This is a genomic window from Streptomyces sp. Inha503 (assembly GCF_047215865.1).
Lineage (GTDB): Bacteria > Actinomycetota > Actinomycetes > Streptomycetales > Streptomycetaceae > Streptomyces > Streptomyces lycopersici.
In genome coordinates, this window is record NZ_CP178360.1 from 3,416,137 (window position 1) to 3,434,302 (window position 18,166).

The window sequence follows — 18,166 nt, forward strand, 5'->3', positions numbered from 1 at the left end:
GCAAGAGCGGGAAGGTACGCAAGATACGGGAGCGCCGGGCCGTGGGGTCAGCCCGTGGTCCCGGACGCCGCCTCGAGCTCTTCGAGCTTGCGCTGGAGCTTGTTGATGCCGCCGAGCCAGCGGTCGGTGTCACCAGCGCGGGAGGCGTAGTGGCGGGCCACCTCGGGGTGCGGAAGGATCAGGAAGCGCTCCTCCTCGATGCCCGCGAGGACCGCGTCGGCCACCTGCTCGGGCTCGATCGCGGTGGGCGCCAGCACCAGCTCCCCAGCGGTTCCGGAGGCGGTGAGCATGTCGGTGCGCACCCCCTGCGGGCAGACGGCGTGGACGCCGATGCCGCGGTGGCGGTAGGTGGCCGAGAGCCATTCGGCGAAGGCGAGCGCGGCGTGCTTGGAGACGGCGTACGGCGCCGAACCGATCATGGTGAGGATCCCGGCGGCGGAGACGGTGGCCACGAAGCGGCCGCTGCCGCGCTCCAGCCACTCGGGCAGCAGCTCCCGGGCGGCCCGCACATGGGCCATCACATTGACGTCCCAGGACTGCTGCCACAGCGCCTCGTCGGCCTCGGGGCCGCCGTCGTGGCCGACGCCCGCGTTGGCGCAGAAGATGTCGATGGCGCCGCCCAGCGCCTCACGCGCCGCGGGTACGACACCGGAGGCGTCACCGGGGACGGGGATCCCGCCGATCTCCCCGGCGACCGAGGCGGCCTTGGCGGCGTCGAGGTCGTTGACCACGACCCGGGCGCCCTCGGCGGCGAAGCGCCGGGCGAGGGCGGCGCCGATGCCGCCGCCCGCTCCGGTGACCACTACACGCGCCCCACGCACGCTACCCACGATTCGCAGCTCCTCGGCTCGGCTCGGATCGGCTTCCGCCCGGCTCGGCCTCTGCCCGGCCCGGCTTCCGCCCAGCAGACTAACCAGTCGGTATGTGTGAACGGAAGAGGCACATCCACCACCCCCCGGACGGCCGCGGGGTTATCCACCGGCGGCGTGCGGGTTACCGGCCGGGGCGCTCCTTGCGCATGACGCTGCGCCACCGCGCGTTCTCCCCGGCGAGCGCGCTCCACAGCACGTTGAGCGGATGGCCGGCGTCCTGCGCGGTGCGCTCCCCGGCCCGTACGAACACCCCGACCAGCACTTCCAGCTCCGGCCCCATGCCGTCGGTCAGCTCCAGGGTGCGCAGCCCGACCCCGGCCCGGATCCGGCCGTCGGCCACCGCGTCGCCGATGCCCTCGGTGACCAGCACACAGCCGCGCTGCACCCCCGAGGAGAGCAGTTCGAGACCGTACTGCACGGTGTCGATCTCGGCGGCGATATGCAGTTCCTGGCGGTAGCGGGCGCCGAACCAGCCGCGCAGGAAGCCGGGTATGAGGCCGTCGGCGGAGACCGCGAGCGGCAGCCGGGGCAGCTCGCTCACCGGGACCGAGGGTCCGGGCAGCTCCTCGGCGTCGAGGTTGGTGACCAGGGAAAGACCGCTGCGCCGCCACTCCATCACCTCGAAGCCGTCGAGCCGGTCGTCGTGGCCCGCAGTGGTGAGCACGCTGCCACAGACCAGGTCGAGCTCCTTGGCGTCGAGCCGCTGGAGCAGATCCCGGGTGCGCACATGCTCGACCTTGAGCTCGACGCCCCGGCCGTCGAATTCCTCGGTGACCAGCTCCACGGCATTCAGCAGAAAGCCGAGGGTGTAACGGGTGGAGCCGACCACGAGCCGGCTGCCGAGCCGGCGGCGGCAGTCGTGCAGCCCCTCCCGCCAGTCCTCCAGGGTGCCGCGCGCGAGTCCGGCGAGCGACTCCCCGGTCGCGGTGAAGAGCACATTCTGACTGCGCCCCCGTTTGACCACCAGCGGCTCTCCGCACAGTGCGCCGAAGTTCCGGTTCAGGGTGTCCAGTTGTTTCTGCACACTGGACTGCTCGCGCCCCAGCAGCCGGGCGGCGCCCAGCGCGGTGCCCGCCTCATGGACCGCGAGCAACGTCCTGAGCTGGTCCATCGTGGTGTCCAGCAGCGCCGTCGGGTACTGCCATCGATCCTTTAAGGGCATTCCGGCCTTCCGCTCGAAGAGTATTCGGCACCCCAATGACGTTTCCGTTCGCAGCATAGTGCAGCGCCTTGTCATGTACTGATCCCGAGAACAGCGGCGATATTCTTCCGATGGATATTCGGGAATTCCCTATCGCCGGATGGTGACGGAGTCCGGCATTCCAGGTTCCACCCGTCCCATTCCGGGTAAGTCGAACGGCTGGCCGATTGTCCGACGGCGACCGTACGCGTGTCGTATGGCCAGCGGTCGGGGCAGTTGGGACGATGCACGCACATCGGACCATCCGAGGGGAAAGAACGATGACGGGGATGAGCGTAAGGCCGTACTGGGAGCTGAGATTCGACGCGGACGGGGACGTCGACACCCGGCAGCGGGACCGGCTGCTGGAAGGGGCCGCTCAAGCGGAGCTCACCGATCTGGTGGTGTTCTCGCACGGCTGGAACAACACCCGGACGATGGCCACACGACTGTACGACCGCTTCTTCGCGCCCTTTCCGGGGCTGCTCGGCGAGGCGGGCCCGGCGCGGCTGGGCTATGTGGGAGTGGTGTGGCCGTCGATGCGGTTCGCCGACGAGTCGCTCGGCGGGTTACCCCGGGAGCAGGCGCCCGGCGCGCCCCCGGGGCTGGACGCGGACACCCACCGGGCGCTGGACGTGGTCTTCCCGGGGCGGCAGCAGATCGTGGCGCGCCTCGCGGAGCTGCTGGCCGAGCGGCCGGAACGGCTGGCGGCGCTGGACGAGTTCGCGGTGCTGGTGCGCGGTCTTGTGCGGGTGCGCGGGATGTCCGGCGGCGCGGGGGACGCGGCGGACACGGGCGCGGAGCGGGACGAGGACGGCGTACCGGCGATGTTCGGGGAGGATGTGACGGAGGTCTGTGAGCGGTTCGCCGCCGCGCTCACCGAGGCGCGCGGGAAGACCGACTCCGAGGACCGCGCCGCCTTCGACAGCGGGCTCGGCGGACTCGGCGGACTCGGCGGGCTCTGGGACGGGGCGCACGAGCTGCTGCGCCAGGGGACGTACTACGTGATGAAGCGGCGGGCCGGCACGGTCGGACGCGAGGGCCTCGGGCCGGTGCTCGGCGCCCTCGCGTCCCTCCGGCCCGCGCCGCGGCTCCATCTGGTCGGCCACAGCTTCGGCGGCCGGCTGGTGTCGTTCGCGCTGACCGGTCTTCCGGAGGGTGCCACGGTGGCGTCGGTGACCCTGCTCCAGGGGGCGTTCTCGACTTACGCCTTCGCCGAGCGGCTGCCGCACGCGGCCGACCGGGGCGGGGTGCTGCGCGACGCCCCGCGCCGGGTCGGCGGACCGCTGGTGTCCTGCCATTCGCGCCATGACACGGCGCTCGGGCTGCTGTATCCGGTGGCGTCGCGGGCGTCCTGGGACGACGCCCCGCTGCTGCCGGGCGACATCCGCTGGGGGGCGATCGGGTACGACGGCGTCCAGGCGGTGGACGACTGCCCGCGGCTGGAGCTGGCCGAGGCGCTGGACGGCCGGCTCCCGGCCGGGGGCTGTGTGAGCGTCGATGTCTCGGAGGTGGTCAGGCACGGTGTGCCGCCGGCCGGGGCGCACAGCGACATCTGCCATGAGGAGCTGGCCCGGGTGGTGCTGCGCGCGGGCCGGATCGGAGAGGGGTAGCCGACCGGGGACGGGGCCTCACCGGGTGCGAGGCCCCGCCCCTCATGGCGTCGGCGGTGGGCCGTCCTCATGGCCTCAGCGGTGCGCCGGGAACTCCACGACCTGCTGGAAGGTGGGCCGGTTCTGCCAGCTGATCTTGTCGTGGGTGAGCCCGCCGACGGGCCGTTGGATGATGGCGTCGGCGCACCACTGGTCGCCCGCGGAGCAGTTGTCGTCCCCCGGGTAGACCTGGGCGGCGGTCTTGCCCACGGCCGTCTTCAGGCTGGTCAGCAGGGCGTCACGGCAGGCGCCGAGCTCCCCGCCGCCGCAGTACGGGCGGGCCAGCGGGCCCTTGACGTCCTCGCCGAGTACCGTGCGCAGGTCCTTGTCGACATAGGACCACCAGCCGTACTGGAAGGACGACCCGGCGTGCGAGCCGGTGGGGCCGTGCCCGGCCGAGGGCGATTCGTCGACGGACAGATTGGTGCGCAGCGCGTCGTAGAGCCCGTCGCCCAGGCCGGACTTGAACTCGGCCTCGACCAGCAGCGGCCACCAGGCGTCCATGATGCGCACCGCGTCGGCGTGCCCGTAGGTGTGCGATCCGGCGCTGGTCTCATGGCGCTGTGAGCCCGCCGACCGCCAGGAGTCCAGCTGAGCCACGGCCGTCGCCAGCTTGGGGTCGTCGATGGGCTTGGAGCGCACCACCTTCAGCAGCTCCGGCAGCACGTCCTCGCCGCGCAGATCGGTGACGGCCGCCTCGGCCATGGCCCGGGTGAGCGCGGAGCGGGTCACACCGCCCTTGCGGACCAGGGCGCGCACCCGGTCGTCGAGGAGGTTGCCGCGGTGCACCGAGCCGTTGCCGAAGCCGGCCGCGCTGTAGTCCTTGGCCAGTTTGTTGTTCCAGCTGATGTAGTAGTCCTGGTCGATGGACTGGGGGTGTTCGGCGGGCGGGGTGGCGGCCGCGGTGTTGTCCTTCGGGTCGAAGTCCCGCCATTCATAGGCGGTTTCGGCCTTCACCGGGAGCGAGGAGTCGACGTCGGCGGCGCGCACCGGGTTGAGCCCGCTGTTGTAGTAGCCGGTCTGCCGGGAGTCGGCGTAGAACCAGTTGAAGGTGTAGTTGATGTGCTGCGCCGCGCTCTGGAAGGACTTGGCGTCGGTCACATAGCCGGGGTCGTTGAGCATCTGGAAGCCGATGATGGAGTCGGCCTCGTGGCGGTAGGTGGAGCGCAGCATGGTGTAGGCCACCGGTTTGCCGCCGACGGTCGCGCGATGGGTCACCAGCCCGTACTTGGTGCGGTAGACCTGCATCCGGTACGAGCCGGCGGCGGTGGAGTCGGCGAGGGTGGGCTTCCAGGCATTGCGCCGCTCGAGCTTGTCCATCGGCACACAGTCGCCGCGGAAGCGGTAGTACGTGGAGTCCTTGGACGGCGCGGAGCCGTCCGGGGAGCACAGCTCGACCGCGTAGGTGTCGGTGATGTCCTGCGCGGAGGTGGTGGCGCTCCAGGCGTAGTCCTGGCCCCGGCCGAGCTGGACGTACATCCCGACCCCCGCGAAGGAGGCGCCGCGGGCGCTGATCCCCGGGCCCTGGATCTCCTGGAGCATCAGCAGCTGCGGGGCGAAGTAGCCGGTCTGGGGGCCGAAGACGGCCACCGGGTGGCCGCTCTCGGTGTACTTGCCGGAGACCACGAGCGCGTTGGACATGCCCTTCTTACGACTGAACAGATCGCGGGGCAGCACTCCGTCGTCGTAGATGCCGCGCAGCGGCTCCAGGGACGACTTGGGGGCCTTGACCTGGGTGCGGGCCTTGGTGGCGGCGCCGCCCTCGCGGTCGTAGACGAGCTGTTCGGGGGTGACCGAGCCGGTGTCGGGCAGGGCGGTGCCCTTGGGATCGGCGGGCTTCCCCGCGTACGGGAAGCTGCCGTCCCGTACGGTCAGCACCGCCTCCGGGTCGTTGCGCTCCCGGAAGGACTCCCACACCTTGGTGCCCTCGGCGAGGCCGTACTTCTGCTGGGCGGCGAGCAGCGAGAGCGCGCCCTCCACCTCGCCGCCCCCGCCGTTGCCGAAGAGCGCGCCGACGACGGAGGCGAGGGCGATCAGGTCGGTGAGCTTGAACGGCTGGATCTCACCGGCGTTGGTGATCGCGTCGATATGGCCGGTGAGCACGTACTCGCCGGGGAAGTATCGGCCGTCCTTGGACTTCTTGGCGTAGGCGTTGATGCCGTCGACATACGCCTGGGCGTCGGCCAGCGCCTGGCGGCCGCGCTCTCCGCCGTGCGCGAGGATGTAGTCGATCTGCGCCTGGTAGTCCTCTTCGGTGTACGGCGCCTGGCGGAAGAAGTCCTGTTCCAGGCCCTGGTTGGCGGGTGCGCCGCCGGCGAAGGGGGTCAGCTCGCCGCGGCCCACATGGCGGAAGAGGTCCATCAGCCACAGCCGGTCCTGGGCGGCGGCGTATCCGGCGCCGTACTCGGTGCCCTCGCGGGTGGTGCCCTGGATGTGCGGGACGCCGGTCTTCTTGTCGCGGGTGATCGTGACGTCGTCGCGCGGCTTGGTCACGGAGGCGACCTGGTCGGCGGGGACTCCGAAGGAGGAGTCGTTGAAGAAGCTGTTCAGCTTGTCGTCGGTGAGGGTGGGGTAGCCGCTCGCCAGATCGCCGTACGGGCCGAGCTGGTCGGTGCTGTGCTCGGGGTGGGTGCCCAGCACCCGGTTGGCGAGGATGTCGGCGAGGGTGGCGTTGCCGGTGGCGCCCGGCGGGAGGATGTCGGAGCACTGGCCCCGGCAGTAGTCGGTGGCGGCCGCCGCGGCGGGCTCCGCCCGGGCCGGCTGGGGCACCGGGGCCGCGAGGGCGATGCCGAGGCCGAGCGCGGCGGCCGCGGCGAGCACGGTACTGGTGAGCTTGCGGGTTCTGGTGGGCCTGGGGGTTCGTCGTCGCATGTGCGCTCCTCCCGATTACCGTCGGACGGAGGTTACCGGCGGTATCAGCGGCCCGGAAGATGAGCGGGCGTCAACTTCTTTCCGCTCGGGGGCCAATGAGGACTGCTCGCGAAGATCCAGGGAATTCGATGGATCCGGATCGCGCTGCGTTACGTCCATTCGACAACGAGTCGGGTCCGCAATCGCGGAGGTGGTAGGAAGTGGCCGGTTTCAGAGCACTCGCCCGAGAGGTTCGCAATCCACGCAGACACATCACCGCTCGGCGCACATCGCTGCGCAAATGCCTGGAACGGTTCGCGCCGTACGGGCACCGGGCGACCTGGCACCATCTGTGCACCCGCTCCGGGATCACCCCGGAGGATCGCAGGCCGGACCCCCTACGACTGCTCACCGCCCTTGAGGAGCTCGAGGAGGCCCGCACACTGTGGCTCGCGTACGAGGCGGACTTCGCCGCCCGGCGCAGGCAGGAGAAACTCCTCGGCATCCGGCAGCCCAGCGCTGTCGACGACTGGCATCTGCGCACCTGGGGCGGATGCGACATCATTCCCTGCGAGAGCCCCTCGACCCACCCCGACGACCGCCTCGCGGATGTGCTGCGACGGCTGATCGCGGCGATGGAGTCGGGCCCGGGGGCGGCCTGCCCGGTATGCATCCGACCGGGGCTGGTCTGGCGCGAGAACCTGGACCGCTATCCCTCGGCCGGGCCGGTCTGCGCGGACTGCGGCATCGTGGTGCCGCTGCCGCTGCTGACCACCGAGGCCCTGGCGGCGGCGCGGCGCGTGGTCCGGATGAGCCGGTACGCCACCGTATGACACCCGGCCGCCCCGGCCGGGAGCGCGCTCGTCGGAACCTTTGAGCACCGGACGACCGGCGAGCGCGCCGGAATCCCCCTGAGACCGCCGTCGATCACCGTCGGCCGCTGACACATGCCGTCGATCGCTGACGCATGCCGATGGCCGCGTCGGCGCGGGCCGCGTTGACAGGGTCCAGGTCAGCCCACCATGCTGAGCAGTCGCTTAGTGAGTGGTTGCCCGGGAGGCACGCATGACAGAGCCCAGGATCTTCACCTCGCCCGATGAACTGCGGTCCGCGGTCGGCGAGGAACTCGGCCCCAGCGACTGGCTGGAGATCGACCAGAAGCGCATCGATCTGTTCGCCGACGCGACCGGCGACCACCAGTGGATCCATGTGGACCCGGAGAAGGCGGCCGCCGGTCCGTTCGGCACCACGATCGCGCACGGCTATCTGACGCTGTCCCTGCTGCCGTCGTTCACCCCGCAGCTGCTGCGGGTCGAGGGCGTGAGCATGGGCATCAACTACGGGGTCAACAAGGTCCGCTTCCCCTCCCCCGTCCCGGTCGGCTCCCGGCTGCGCGCCACCGGCCGGATCGTGGACGTGGCCGAGGTCAAGGACGGTCTCCAGATGACGCTGACGGTGACCCTGGAGCGGGAGGGCGGCGCCAAGCCGGTCTGCGTGGCGGAGTCCGTCGTCCGCTACTACCCCTGATCGCCTCCGGCGCCCACCATGCGCAGCACCAGACCCGCGTAGAGGTCGCCGACCTCGTCGGGGGTGCTGCGCCCGGCGGCGTTGAACCAGCGGGCGACGTCGATGCACAGGGACAGCACCGCGACCGTGGTGCCGCGGACGTCGGGGACGTCGAAGACGCCCGCCTTCACCCCGTCCTCGATGATCGAGCGCACCGCCCCGTCCGTGGCCTTGCGGACCGCGATGACCTCCGCGTGGTGCTCCGCCGCGAGCGCGCCGAGCTCGTACTGCACCACGCGCGCGGTCGTATGGTGCTCGGCGTGCCAGCGGACGAAGGAGCGGACGGCGGCGGCCAGCCGCTCGGCGGGGGTGCCTTCGCCGTCCCGCGCCCGCTCCACGATCGACAGGGCCCGCTCATGGCCGACCTTGCTGATCTGGTAGAGGAGCTCTTCCTTGGTCTTGTAGTGGATGTAGAGCGCGGCCGGGCTCATTCCGGCGCGGCTGGCGATGTCCCGGGTGGTGGTGGCGTGGTAGCCACGCTCCGCGAAGGCGTGCACGGCGGCGCTCACCAGCCGCCGGGCGGCGTCGGGGGTGATGTCGCCCCAGGGCTCGACCTTGCCTCCGGTGTTCTTGGGCTCCGCGTCCATGGCGCACACCCTACACGGAGAGTGAGCAAGCGCTTAGGCCCGCTCCGGTGGACCTTCACGCCTGTGACATCAGCGGCTGACGCTGCGGGGCCGCGGTGGGCGCTCAGCGGGCCGCCGCCGTCTCGGTGCCCACCCGGCCGGGAAACTCCGCGCCCAGCAGCCGCAGTAGCGGGGTCGCCTTCACGGCCGTCTCCTCGAACTCCTCGTCCGGGTCGGACAGCGCCACTATCGCCCCGCCCACCCCGTACCTGACCCGGTCCGGGGTCACCACCAGGGTGCGGATCACGATGCTCAGATCGCACGCCCCGGACAGCGAGAAGTAGCCGATGGCGCCGGAGTACACCCCGCGCGGCCCCGCCTCCAGATCGTCGATGATCTGCATGGTGCGGATCTTGGGCGCGCCGGTCATCGACCCGCCGGGGAAGGCGGCGCGCACGCTCTCGACCGCGGAGGTGGCCGGCCGCAGCGTGGCGCGTACCGTGCTGACCAGCTGATGCACCGTCGCATAGGTCTCGACGTCGAATATCTTGGGCACCCGCACCGAGCCGATCTCCGCGGTGCGGCCGAGGTCGTTGCGCACCAGATCGACGATCATCAGGTTCTCGGAGCGGTCCTTCTCGCTGGTCGCGAGGTCCACCCGCAGCAGTTCGTCCTCGGCCGGGGAGCCGCCGCGCGGCCGGGTGCCCTTGATCGGCTGGGACTCCACGGTGCCGTCCCGGAAGACCCGCAGAAAGCGCTCGGGCGAGGTGCTCAGCACGGACAGCGGGCCGAAGCGGAGCAGGGCGGCGAACGGCGCGGGGCTGAGCCGGCGCAGGTACTGGTACGCGGCCCACGGGTCCACCGGGCCGTCGGCCTCGGCCATGTTCGTCAGGCACACCTCATAGGTCTCCCCCGCGGTGATCAGCTCCTGGCAGGTGGCGATCATCTCCAGGTAGCGCTCGCGGTCATGGCGCAGCCGTACCTCGTCCGGGCCGGTGGTGAGCGGGGTGGCGCGGGGCTCCCGCCCGGCCAGCTCCGCAAGCCGGCCGGCGGTCCCGCGCAGCCATGTCCGGGCCTGCTCCTCGCCGCCCCGCCGCTCGCCCTCCTCCGCCAGGGCGAGGAGGTAGGTGGTCGAGGTCTGGTGGTCGAACACCACGGCGCGGTCCGCGAAGACCATCGCGGCGTCGGGTTCCGGGGAGCGGTGGGTGCGCTCACCGCCGCATTCGGCCTTGAGCTCGTACCCGAGGTAGCCGGTCCAGCCGAGGGCGAAGTCGAAGGGCAGCGCGGGCAGTTGGACCCGGGCGGCGCGCAGGTCGCGCTCGATCCAGGTCAGGAACTCCTCGTGGAGCACCTCGCGGGAGCCGCCCGCCGTGACGGTGACCGTGCCCGCCCAGGTGTCGGCGGTGGCGACCCGGGCGAGCGGCCCGGAGGCGTCCCCCATCATCGAGAACCGTCCGCGCTCGCCCCCGGTGGCGCTGCTGTCCAGCCAGAAGGCGTGTCCGTCGGCGCGGAACAGCCGGTCGAAGACGACCTCGTCGGACCAGCGGGTGGGCAGGGTCTCCACCAGCACCCGCAGGGACCGCGGGGTGGCGCGCGGGGTGGCGGTGGGCTCCGCGCCGCCCCGGGGGGCGGAGCGGGTGCCGCGCCGCCGCGCCGCCGGTTCCACTCCCCGCCGGGCCTGCCAGGACCGGGTGAGACCGGCGAAGTTGCCCAGCAGCAGCCGGCCGTGCTCGGTGCAGATGGACTCGGGGTGGAACTGCACGCCCCACAGGGGCCGTTCGCGGTGGGCGATCCCCATCAGCACCCCGTCCTCGGTCCAGGCGGTGGCCCGCAGCTCCTCGGGCAGGTCGGTGACGGTGAGCGAGTGGTAGCGGACGACGTCGAAGGGGCTGGGCAGTCCGGCGAAGAGGCCGGTGCCGTCATGGGTCACCCGGGACAGCCGCCCGTGCCGGGGCTCGGCGGCCCGGACCACCCGGGCGCCGCTCAGCAGGCCCACCCCCTGGTGGCCCAGGCAGACGCCGAGCAGCGGCAGGGCGCCTTCGAGGACGATGTCGCGGCAGATGCCGAAGTCGGCCGCGCGCTCGGGGCTGCCGGGGCCGGGGGAGATGACGACGTTGTCGAAGTCCCGCAGCATCTCGGGCTTCCAGCCGGGGTCGTCGTGCCGGATCACCTCGGGCTCCCGGCCGCCCACCTCGGCCAGGTAGTGGAACAGGTTGTAGGTGAACGAGTCGTGGTTGTCTACCAGCAGCGTGCGCATCGAAACCTCGAACCTATCGGAACTTAAGGATGACCGGCACGGTTCACCCCGCGCTGAGCAGCGAGGTGAACGCGTGGACCGTTTCGGCGGCCTGCTCGGGGTTCAGCCGGGGGTCACAGGGGGACCGGAACCGGGGGAACGCGGCGGCCCCGGCGTCCCCGGCCTCCGCGACGCACTCGGTCACCGGTTCCGGCGTCAGCTCCAGGTGCAGCCCGCCGGGCCACTGACCGCGGTCCCGCAGGATCCGGTGGAACGCGGCCATCTCGTCGCGGATCGCCCACAGGGTTCTGGTCTTGTGACCGCTTCCGGAGCGGATCGTGTTGCCGTGCATGGGATCGCTCAGCCAGACCACCGGGATCCCGGTCTCCGCGACCGCCTCGACCAGCGGCGGCAGCAGCCAGCCGATCCGGTCCGCGCCCATGCGCACGATGAAGGCCAGCCGGCCGGGCCGGCGCTGGGGGTTGAGCAGCCGGGCCAGTTCCACCAGGTCCGCGGGGGTCGCGGAGGGCCCGACCTTGACGCCGACGGGGTTGCGGATCGAGGCGGCCAGCCGGATGTGCGGCCCCCCGGGGTCCCTGGTCCGCTCGCCGATCCAGCCGAAGTGGAGGGAGGAGGCGAAGCCGCCGCCGTCGGCGGCCGCCCGGACCAGGGGCAACTCATAGGGGAGCAGCAGCAGTTCATGGGAGGCGTGGATCCGCTCGGCGTCGTCGTGGGCCGTCTGTTCGTTCCGCATCGTGGACAGCACGGCTGCCGCGCGGTCGTAGGCGGTGAGCAGCCGGTCCGGGTCGGGGATCCGGGCGCGCGGATCGGCGGCGGCGCCGTTGACCGCGTCTCCCCGGTAGACGGGTAACCGGCTCCCGTCGGCGAGCGTGTCGTACGGCGCCGATCTGGGCTTGGCGTACTGGCCCGCGATCCGGCCCATCGTCACCACCGGAAGGCCGAGACCGGTGCGGATCACCGTGGACAGCTCGCGCAGCTGCCCCAGTTTGCGCCGCACCACCCGCGGCGCGGCGTCGGTGAACAGCTCGGCGCAGTCCCCGCCCTGGAGCACGGCGGCCTCGCCGCGCTGCACCGCGGCCATCCGCCGGGTGAGCTGCTCGGTCTCCTCCAGGGGGATCAGCGCGGGGCGGCCGCTCAGGGCGTGCCGGATCTCCTCGAGCCGGTCCGGGTCGGGCCACGGCGGCTGCTGAGCGGTCACCTTCTCCGCGGTCGGGCCGGGAGCGGTCATGTAGGAAGCCTCCACTGGTCGGGCCGGACACATCCTGCTGAAGCGCCGAGGCGGCGCGGGACACCCGTGAGGCCCGCGAACCGGCTGGCCGGACGGGTCGACGGAACCGAGGAAACGGACGCATCCGCTCCCGGTCGCAAATCCGCGACCAGCGGATATAGAAATGGTGAATATGCGTCCGTCACTCCTTCGAGTGAATTTCTTCATCACCCGGAAGGGATTACCAGCGGTTACTGCCGGAATTTCCGGCTTAGAGCCCCCGTTGCGCGGCCGACGACACGGTCGATTCAACGCGGCAGGGAGCTTAGCAATAGGGTGTAACCGTAAGCGACAGTTCCGCCGACATTTCGGAATGTGACGAAGGTCACATGCGTAAGACTTGCACTCAGACTCGCCTTCTATAGTGTTTTCGACCTGCGCTTATCCAGTGGGGGCACTGCAACGGATGGCGTAGAAATCACATGAGACTTACGGGGGTAAGTGAATGTCTCTTCCATCGCATCGTCTCCGAGCGCCGGCTTCCGGAGACCGCCCTTAACGCCCTGCCTCCCGGCAGTGGCTCTCTCGGCGTTTCCCCAGCTCAGATCAGCTTTCATGGCCGTGTGGGCAATTGCTGACCGCTGGGCCGCCGACCCTTCGACAGCCATCCGCAAACGTCGGGACAAAGCCATGACCGCCTTAGGCGGCATGGCCGCACAGCGACGCGTCCATTCTCATCCGAGCCGCAAGCCGGCGTTGGAGCAATACGTCATGCGCTTAAGCACGAAGACCTCCCAGCCCGATACGAGAGCGTCCCGCAAACGCGTCATCCTCGCCGAACCCCGTGGTTTCTGCGCGGGTGTCCGCCGCGCCATTGCCATGGTCGAGCGGGCCCTTGAGGTATACGGCCCGCCTATTTATGTTCGAAAACAGATCGTCCACAACCACTACGTCGTCGGCCTCCTGGAGCGCAAGGGCGCACGCTTTGTGGAATCGGAATACGACGTTCCCGAAGGGGCCGTCTGCCTCTTTTCCGCACACGGTGTCGCGCCCGCCGTCCGCACCGCCGCGTCCACCAGAAATCTCCAGGTCATCGACGCCACCTGCCCTCTGGTCGCCAAGGTGCACCAGCAGGCGCGCCGGGTGGTCAGGGACGGCCGGGTACTGCTGCTCGTGGGACATGCGGAACACGAGGAAACGGAAGGGACTCGCGGGGAGGCACCGAGGGAAACCCTGGTCGTGGAGACCGTCGAGGACGTCGAACGGCTGGACCTGCCCCGGAACACCCCGGTGGCCTATCTGACCCAGACCACCCTGTCGGTGGACGAGACCGCCGACATCGTCCGCGCCCTCACCGAGCGGTTCGACGACATCGCCGGCCCCGGGACCGACACCATCTGCTACGCCAGCCAGAACCGGCAGAACGGCATCAAGTCCCTCGCCCGGCAGGCGGATCTGGTGCTGGTGGTGGGCTCGGAGAACTCCAGCAACTCCCAGCGGATGGTCGATGTCGCCCGCGACGCCGGAACCCCCGCCCAGCTGGTCCCGGACGTCTCCCGGCTGGACGGCGGCTGGCTGGAGGGCGTGACCACCGTCGGCGTCAGCTCCGGCGCCAGCGTCCCGGACGCCCTGGTCAACCAACTCCTCGACCGGCTGGCCGAGTTCGGCCATGACCAGGTCGACATCGAGTCCACGGCCGTCGAGGACGTGGTCTTCTCCATGCCCCTGTCGCTCACCGACGGCATCCGGTCCGAGGACCGGGAACGGCTCGACGACGCCTGGTCGAAGGTCCCGACGGACGCACCGGCCGGCCCCTCCAGGAGGACGAAGTGACGGTCCATACGATGGCGACCCCCCGCCCCGCCCCGGCCCAGGCCACCACCGCCCGCCGGACGCTGATGAGCCTGCTGCCCCGGGTCGAGGAGCGGCTGCGCACCTTCCTGTCCGCGGAGTACGAGCGCTGGCACGGTCTCGACCCCCGCTCGAGCGTCCCCATCGACGCGATCGCCGACCTGGTCGGCGCGGGCGGCAAGCGGATGCGCCCGGCGTTCTGCCTGAGCGGCTATCTGGCCGCCGGCGGCGATCCGGAGGACGGCCGGGCCATCCCCGTCGCCGCCGCGCTGGAGCTGCTCCACGCCTGTGCGCTGATCCACGACGATGTGATGGACGAGTCCGCGGTGCGGCGCGGCGCGCCGACCGTGCACACCAGCCAGGCCGCGCTGCACCGCGAGCGCGAATGGCAGGGCACGGCGGAGCGCTTCGGGGAGAACGTGGCGATCCTCGCGGGCGATCTGGCCCTGGTCTACTCCGACGAGATCATGGCCGAGGTGGAGCCCGCGGTGGCCGCGGAGTGGCATCTGCTGCGCTCGGAGCTGATCATCGGCCAGTACATGGACGTCGCGGCGTCCGTGGAGTTCGAGCCGGACCCGGAGACCTCGCGGTGGATCGCCATCGCCAAGTCCGGCCGCTACACCATCCACCGGCCGCTGGTCCTGGGCGCGGCCGTGGCCGGCCGCGCCGACGCGGCGCCGGCCTTCGAGGAGTACGGGGCGGCGCTCGGCGAGGCGTTCCAGCTGCGGGACGACCTGCTGGACGCCTTCGGGGACTCCGAGGTGACCGGCAAGCCGAGCGGTCTGGACTTCGAGCAGCACAAGATGACGCTGCTGATGGCCCTGGCCATCCAGCGCAACGCGCACATCCGCGAGCTGGTGCCCGCTCAGCTGCGGAGCGCCGACCACCTGCGGCGGCTGCTGATCGAGACGGGTGTGCGCGACGACGTCGAGAAGCACATCGACGGGCTCGTGGAGCGGGCCTGCCGCGCCATCGCCGAGGCCCCGCTGGAGCCGGAGTGGCGGGAGGAACTGGCCGCCATGGCCCACGAGGTCGCCTACCGGAGCGCTTGAGGCCACCGATGGGCACCGACAGCGACCGCGCCCGCTGGCACCGACGCTTCAGGGAGCAAACCCGGATGACACTGCTGGAGACCATCCACGGTCCCGCCGACATCAAGCACCTGGACGCCGGCCAACTCACCGATCTCGCGGCGGAAATCAGGCAGTTCCTCATCGACAAGGTGCTGCGGACCGGCGGCCACCTGGGGCCCAACCTGGGCACCGTCGAACTCACCATCGCCCTGCACCGCGTCTTCGACTCCCCCCGGGACCGCGTCCTGTGGGACACCGGACACCAGGCGTATGTGCACAAGATCCTGACCGGCCGCCGGGAGGGGTTCGACCGGCTCCGGCAGAAGGGCGGCCTGTCCGGCTACCCCAGCCGGGCGGAGTCCGAGCACGACACCATCGAGAACAGCCACGCCTCCACCGTGCTGTCGTACGCCGACGGCCTCGCCAAGGGGTTCCGGCTGCGGGGCGAGACCGACCGCGCGGTGGTGGCCGTCATCGGGGACGGGGCGCTGACCGGGGGCATGGCCTGGGAGGCGCTGAACAACATCTCGGGCGCCCCGGACCGTCCCGTCGTCATCGTGGTGAACGACAACGGCCGTTCCTACGCGCCGACCACGGGCGGCCTCGCCACCCGTCTGGCGGGCCTGCGCACCTCCCCCGACTACGAGCGGTTCCTGGAGTGGTCCAAGCAGCGGCTGCGGCCGGCCCCGAAGCTCTACGAGGCGCTGCACGCGGTCAAGGCGGGGCTGAAGGACATGCTGGCCCCGCAGGGGCTCTTCGCCGACCTGGGGCTGAAGTACCTCGGGCCGGTCGACGGACACGACATCGCGGCGGTGGAGGCCGCCCTGCGGCAGGCCGCCGGGTTCGGCGGGCCGGTCGTGGTGCACTGTCTGACCCGTAAGGGCCGCGGCTACCGGCGCGCGGAGGCCGACGAGCGCGACCACCACCACGCGGTGGCTGCCGGCGACCCGGCCACCGGCGAACCGCTGGGCTCCCCGGGCCCGTCCTGGACCTCGGTCTTCGGCGCGGAGCTGGTCGAGATCGGCCGTGAGCGCCCCGAGGTGGTGGCGGTGACGGCGGCGATGCTCCAGCCCACCGGGCTCGCGGCGTACGCCGAGGAGTTCCCCGACCGGGTCTTCGACGTCGGCATCGCCGAGCAGCACGCGATCACCTCGGCCGCCGGGCTCGCCATGGCGGGGATGGTGCCGGTGGTGGCCGTGTACTCCACGTTCCTCAATCGCGGCTTCGACCAGTTGCTGATGGATGTGGCGATGCACTCCTGCCCGGTGGTGTTCGTCCTGGACCGGGCCGGTGTCACCGGCGACGACGGGGCGTCCCACAACGGCGTGTGGGATCTGTCGGTGCTCGGGATCGTGCCCGGCCTGCGGATCGCGGCGCCCCGCGACGGTGCCTCCCTGCGCACCGCGCTGCGCGAGGCGGTGGCGATCACCGAAGGACCCAGCGCCATCCGGTTCCCCAAGGGCCCGGTGGGGCCCGACATTCCCGCCGTCGACCAGCACGACGGCATCGATGTGCTGCACCGCTCCCCCGGCGACGACGTCCTGCTGGTGTCCGTGGGCGCCATGGCAGCGACGGCGTGCGAGGCGGCGCGCCGGCTCACCGAGGAGGGCCTGGGCGTCACGGTGGTGGACCCGGCCTGGCTCAAACCGGTCGGCCCGTCGCTGATCAAGCTGGCGGAGCAGTACCGGCTCGTGGTGACCGTCGAGGACAACCTGCGCGTCGGCGGCTACGGCTCGCTGCTCGCCCAGGAGTTGCGCGACGCCGGTGTCCCGGCCCCGGTGTCCGGTTTCGGGATTCCGCAGCGCTTCCTGGACCACGGCAAACGCGCCGACATCCTCGCCGAATGCGGCCTGAGCCCCGAAGAACTGGCCCGCTCGATCCGGATGCGGATCGCGGCCGACCGTGCGCCGGGCGTCCGGCGCCCCGAGGAGGATTCCCGATGACCGTCGATCTCGGCCTGCCCGCCGCGCCGCCACCGGTGCTCGGCAAGCGCCGCGTCACCCGTCAGCTCCGCGTCGGCGCGGTGGGTGTCGGCAGCGACTTCCCCGTCTCCGTGCAGTCCATGACGACCACCGTCACCGCCGATGTCAACGCCACCCTCCAGCAGATCGCCGAGCTGACCGCGACCGGCTGTGACATCGTCCGGGTGGCCTGCCCCAGCCAGGACGACGCCGACGCGCTGCCGCAGATCGCCCGCAAGTCCAAGATCCCGGTGATCGCCGATATCCACTTCCAGCCCAAGTACGTGTTCGCCGCCATCGAGGCGGGGTGCGCGGCGGTGCGGGTGAACCCAGGGAACATCAAGAAGTTCGACGACAAGGTCAAGGAGATCGCCCGCGCCGCGAAGGACCACGGCACCCCGATCCGCATCGGGGTGAACGCGGGCTCACTGGACGCGCGGCTGATGGCCAAGCACGGCAAGGCCACCCCCGAGGCGCTGGTGGAGTCGGCGCTGTGGGAGGCGGAGCTCTTCGCCGAGCACGACTTCCACGATCTGAAGATCTCGGTGAAGCACAACGACCCGGTGGTCATGGTGCGCGCCTACGAACTGCTCGCCGAGTCCTGCGACTATCCGCTGCACCTGGGGGTGACCGAGGCGGGCCCCGCGTTCCAGGGCACCGTCAAGTCGGCGGTGGCCTTCGGCGCGCTGCTGCGGCAGGGCATCGGCGACACCATCAGGGTGTCGCTGTCGGCGCCTCCGATGGAGGAGGTGAAGGTCGGCACCCAGATCCTCCAGTCGCTCAATCTGCGGCCGCGCAAGCTGGAGATCGTCTCCTGCCCCTCCTGCGGCCGGGCCCAGGTGGATGTGTACAAGCTGGCCGACCAGGTCACCGCCGGTCTCGAGGGCATGGAAGTGCCGCTGCGGGTCGCGGTGATGGGGTGTGTGGTCAACGGTCCGGGGGAGGCGCGGGAGGCCGATCTCGGGGTGGCCTCGGGCAATGGCAAGGGCCAGATCTTCGTCAAGGGGAAGGTCATCAAGACCGTCCCCGAGAGCAAGATCGTGGAGACCCTGATCGAGGAGGCCATGCGCCTGGCCGAGGAGGCGGGCCCGCGGGACGCCCCCGAGTCCCCCACCGTCAGCGTGGGATGAG

General features: G+C 71.2%; 13 protein-coding genes. 7 read left to right on the plus strand and 6 right to left on the minus strand.

The annotated features are described in order from the left end of the window. Positions 1-47: 47 nt before the first annotated feature. Together ACJX2R_RS13915 and ACJX2R_RS13920 are read right to left on the minus strand one after the other, a co-directional pair. Entirely contained in the window at positions 48-830 is a 783-nt protein-coding gene (locus ACJX2R_RS13915; protein ID WP_262703665.1) for an SDR family oxidoreductase, read from the minus strand. 163 nt (positions 831-993) lie between these two features. Next, positions 994-2,034: a LysR family transcriptional regulator gene (locus ACJX2R_RS13920; protein WP_413100373.1), complete on the minus strand. Its 1,041-nt coding sequence runs from the start codon at positions 2,032-2,034 to the stop codon at positions 994-996. Between the two features lie 299 nt (positions 2,035-2,333). Here ACJX2R_RS13920 and ACJX2R_RS13925 point away from each other — a divergent pair, with 299 nt between their 5' ends. After that, on the plus strand, positions 2,334-3,665 hold the full coding sequence (locus ACJX2R_RS13925) for a serine-threonine protein kinase (RefSeq protein WP_413100374.1): 1,332 nt from the start codon (positions 2,334-2,336) through the stop codon (positions 3,663-3,665). 75 nt (positions 3,666-3,740) lie between these two features. Here ACJX2R_RS13925 and ACJX2R_RS13930 read toward each other — a convergent pair whose 3' ends face one another. Then, a complete protein-coding gene (locus ACJX2R_RS13930; RefSeq protein ID WP_413100375.1) occupies positions 3,741-6,575 on the minus strand; it encodes a penicillin acylase family protein in 2,835 nt (944 codons plus the stop codon). Positions 6,576-6,775: 200 nt separating this feature from the next. Here ACJX2R_RS13930 and ACJX2R_RS13935 point away from each other — a divergent pair, with 200 nt between their 5' ends. Further along, on the plus strand, positions 6,776-7,387 hold the full coding sequence (locus ACJX2R_RS13935; protein ID WP_262703669.1) for a hypothetical protein: 612 nt from the start codon (positions 6,776-6,778) through the stop codon (positions 7,385-7,387). Between the two features lie 232 nt (positions 7,388-7,619). After that, the gene (locus ACJX2R_RS13940; RefSeq protein ID WP_262703670.1) at positions 7,620-8,081 is read left to right on the plus strand and encodes a MaoC family dehydratase; all 462 of its coding nucleotides are present in this window, start codon (positions 7,620-7,622) and stop codon (positions 8,079-8,081) included. Here ACJX2R_RS13940 and ACJX2R_RS13945 read toward each other — a convergent pair. From ACJX2R_RS13945 to ACJX2R_RS13955, 3 genes are all read right to left on the minus strand, one after another. Further along, entirely contained in the window at positions 8,072-8,707 is a 636-nt protein-coding gene (locus ACJX2R_RS13945; protein WP_413100376.1) for a TetR/AcrR family transcriptional regulator, read from the minus strand. The two genes, ACJX2R_RS13940 and ACJX2R_RS13945, sit on opposite strands and share 10 nt — an antisense overlap. Positions 8,708-8,810: 103 nt before the next feature. Beyond that, positions 8,811-10,943, minus strand: a complete 2,133-nt coding sequence (gene pabB, locus ACJX2R_RS13950) for an aminodeoxychorismate synthase component I (RefSeq protein WP_413100377.1) — start codon at positions 10,941-10,943, stop codon at positions 8,811-8,813. 43 nt (positions 10,944-10,986) lie between these two features. Beyond that, positions 10,987-12,171 carry a 3-deoxy-7-phosphoheptulonate synthase gene (locus ACJX2R_RS13955; RefSeq protein ID WP_413100378.1) on the minus strand — a complete coding sequence of 395 codons (1,185 nt, stop codon included), beginning with the start codon at positions 12,169-12,171 and terminating at the stop codon, positions 10,987-10,989. Positions 12,172-12,921: 750 nt separating this feature from the next. Here ACJX2R_RS13955 and ispH point away from each other — a divergent pair. The 4 genes from ispH to ispG all read left to right on the plus strand — a co-directional run bounded on the left by ispH (position 12,922) and on the right by ispG (position 18,165). Then, complete coding sequence (gene ispH / locus ACJX2R_RS13960; RefSeq protein WP_413100379.1) at positions 12,922-13,983, plus strand: 4-hydroxy-3-methylbut-2-enyl diphosphate reductase; 1,062 nt, start codon at positions 12,922-12,924, stop codon at positions 13,981-13,983. Positions 13,984-13,994: 11 nt separating this feature from the next. Further along, positions 13,995-15,053: a polyprenyl synthetase family protein gene (locus ACJX2R_RS13965; RefSeq protein WP_413100380.1), complete on the plus strand. Its 1,059-nt coding sequence runs from the start codon at positions 13,995-13,997 to the stop codon at positions 15,051-15,053. 65 nt (positions 15,054-15,118) lie between these two features. After that, positions 15,119-17,017 carry a 1-deoxy-D-xylulose-5-phosphate synthase gene (dxs, locus tag ACJX2R_RS13970; protein WP_413100381.1) on the plus strand — a complete coding sequence of 633 codons (1,899 nt, stop codon included), beginning with the start codon at positions 15,119-15,121 and terminating at the stop codon, positions 17,015-17,017. Then, positions 17,014-18,165, plus strand: a complete 1,152-nt coding sequence (gene ispG, locus ACJX2R_RS13975) for a flavodoxin-dependent (E)-4-hydroxy-3-methylbut-2-enyl-diphosphate synthase (protein ID WP_210948530.1) — start codon at positions 17,014-17,016, stop codon at positions 18,163-18,165. The genes dxs and ispG overlap by 4 nt, the downstream gene beginning before the upstream one ends. The last annotated feature ends 1 nt before the right edge of the window (position 18,166 follow it).

What these genes read in the sequence shown, in the direction of transcription:
- ACJX2R_RS13925 (WP_413100374.1), top strand. Translation starts at nt 2,334, where the DNA reads ATGACGGGGATGAGCGTAAGGCCGTACTGGGAGCTGAGATTCGACGCG.
- ACJX2R_RS13955 (WP_413100378.1), bottom strand. Translation starts at nt 12,171, where the DNA reads ATGACCGCTCCCGGCCCGACCGCGGAGAAGGTGACCGCTCAGCAGCCG.
- ispG (WP_210948530.1), top strand. Translation starts at nt 17,014, where the DNA reads ATGACCGTCGATCTCGGCCTGCCCGCCGCGCCGCCACCGGTGCTCGGC.
- ACJX2R_RS13930 (WP_413100375.1), bottom strand. Translation starts at nt 6,575, where the DNA reads ATGCGACGACGAACCCCCAGGCCCACCAGAACCCGCAAGCTCACCAGT.
- dxs (WP_413100381.1), top strand. Translation starts at nt 15,119, where the DNA reads ATGACACTGCTGGAGACCATCCACGGTCCCGCCGACATCAAGCACCTG.
- ispH (WP_413100379.1), top strand. Translation starts at nt 12,922, where the DNA reads ATGCGCTTAAGCACGAAGACCTCCCAGCCCGATACGAGAGCGTCCCGC.
- pabB (WP_413100377.1), bottom strand. Translation starts at nt 10,943, where the DNA reads ATGCGCACGCTGCTGGTAGACAACCACGACTCGTTCACCTACAACCTG.
- ACJX2R_RS13920 (WP_413100373.1), bottom strand. Translation starts at nt 2,034, where the DNA reads ATGCCCTTAAAGGATCGATGGCAGTACCCGACGGCGCTGCTGGACACC.
- ACJX2R_RS13945 (WP_413100376.1), bottom strand. Translation starts at nt 8,707, where the DNA reads ATGGACGCGGAGCCCAAGAACACCGGAGGCAAGGTCGAGCCCTGGGGC.
- ACJX2R_RS13940 (WP_262703670.1), top strand. Translation starts at nt 7,620, where the DNA reads ATGACAGAGCCCAGGATCTTCACCTCGCCCGATGAACTGCGGTCCGCG.
- ACJX2R_RS13965 (WP_413100380.1), top strand. Translation starts at nt 13,995, where the DNA reads ATGGCGACCCCCCGCCCCGCCCCGGCCCAGGCCACCACCGCCCGCCGG.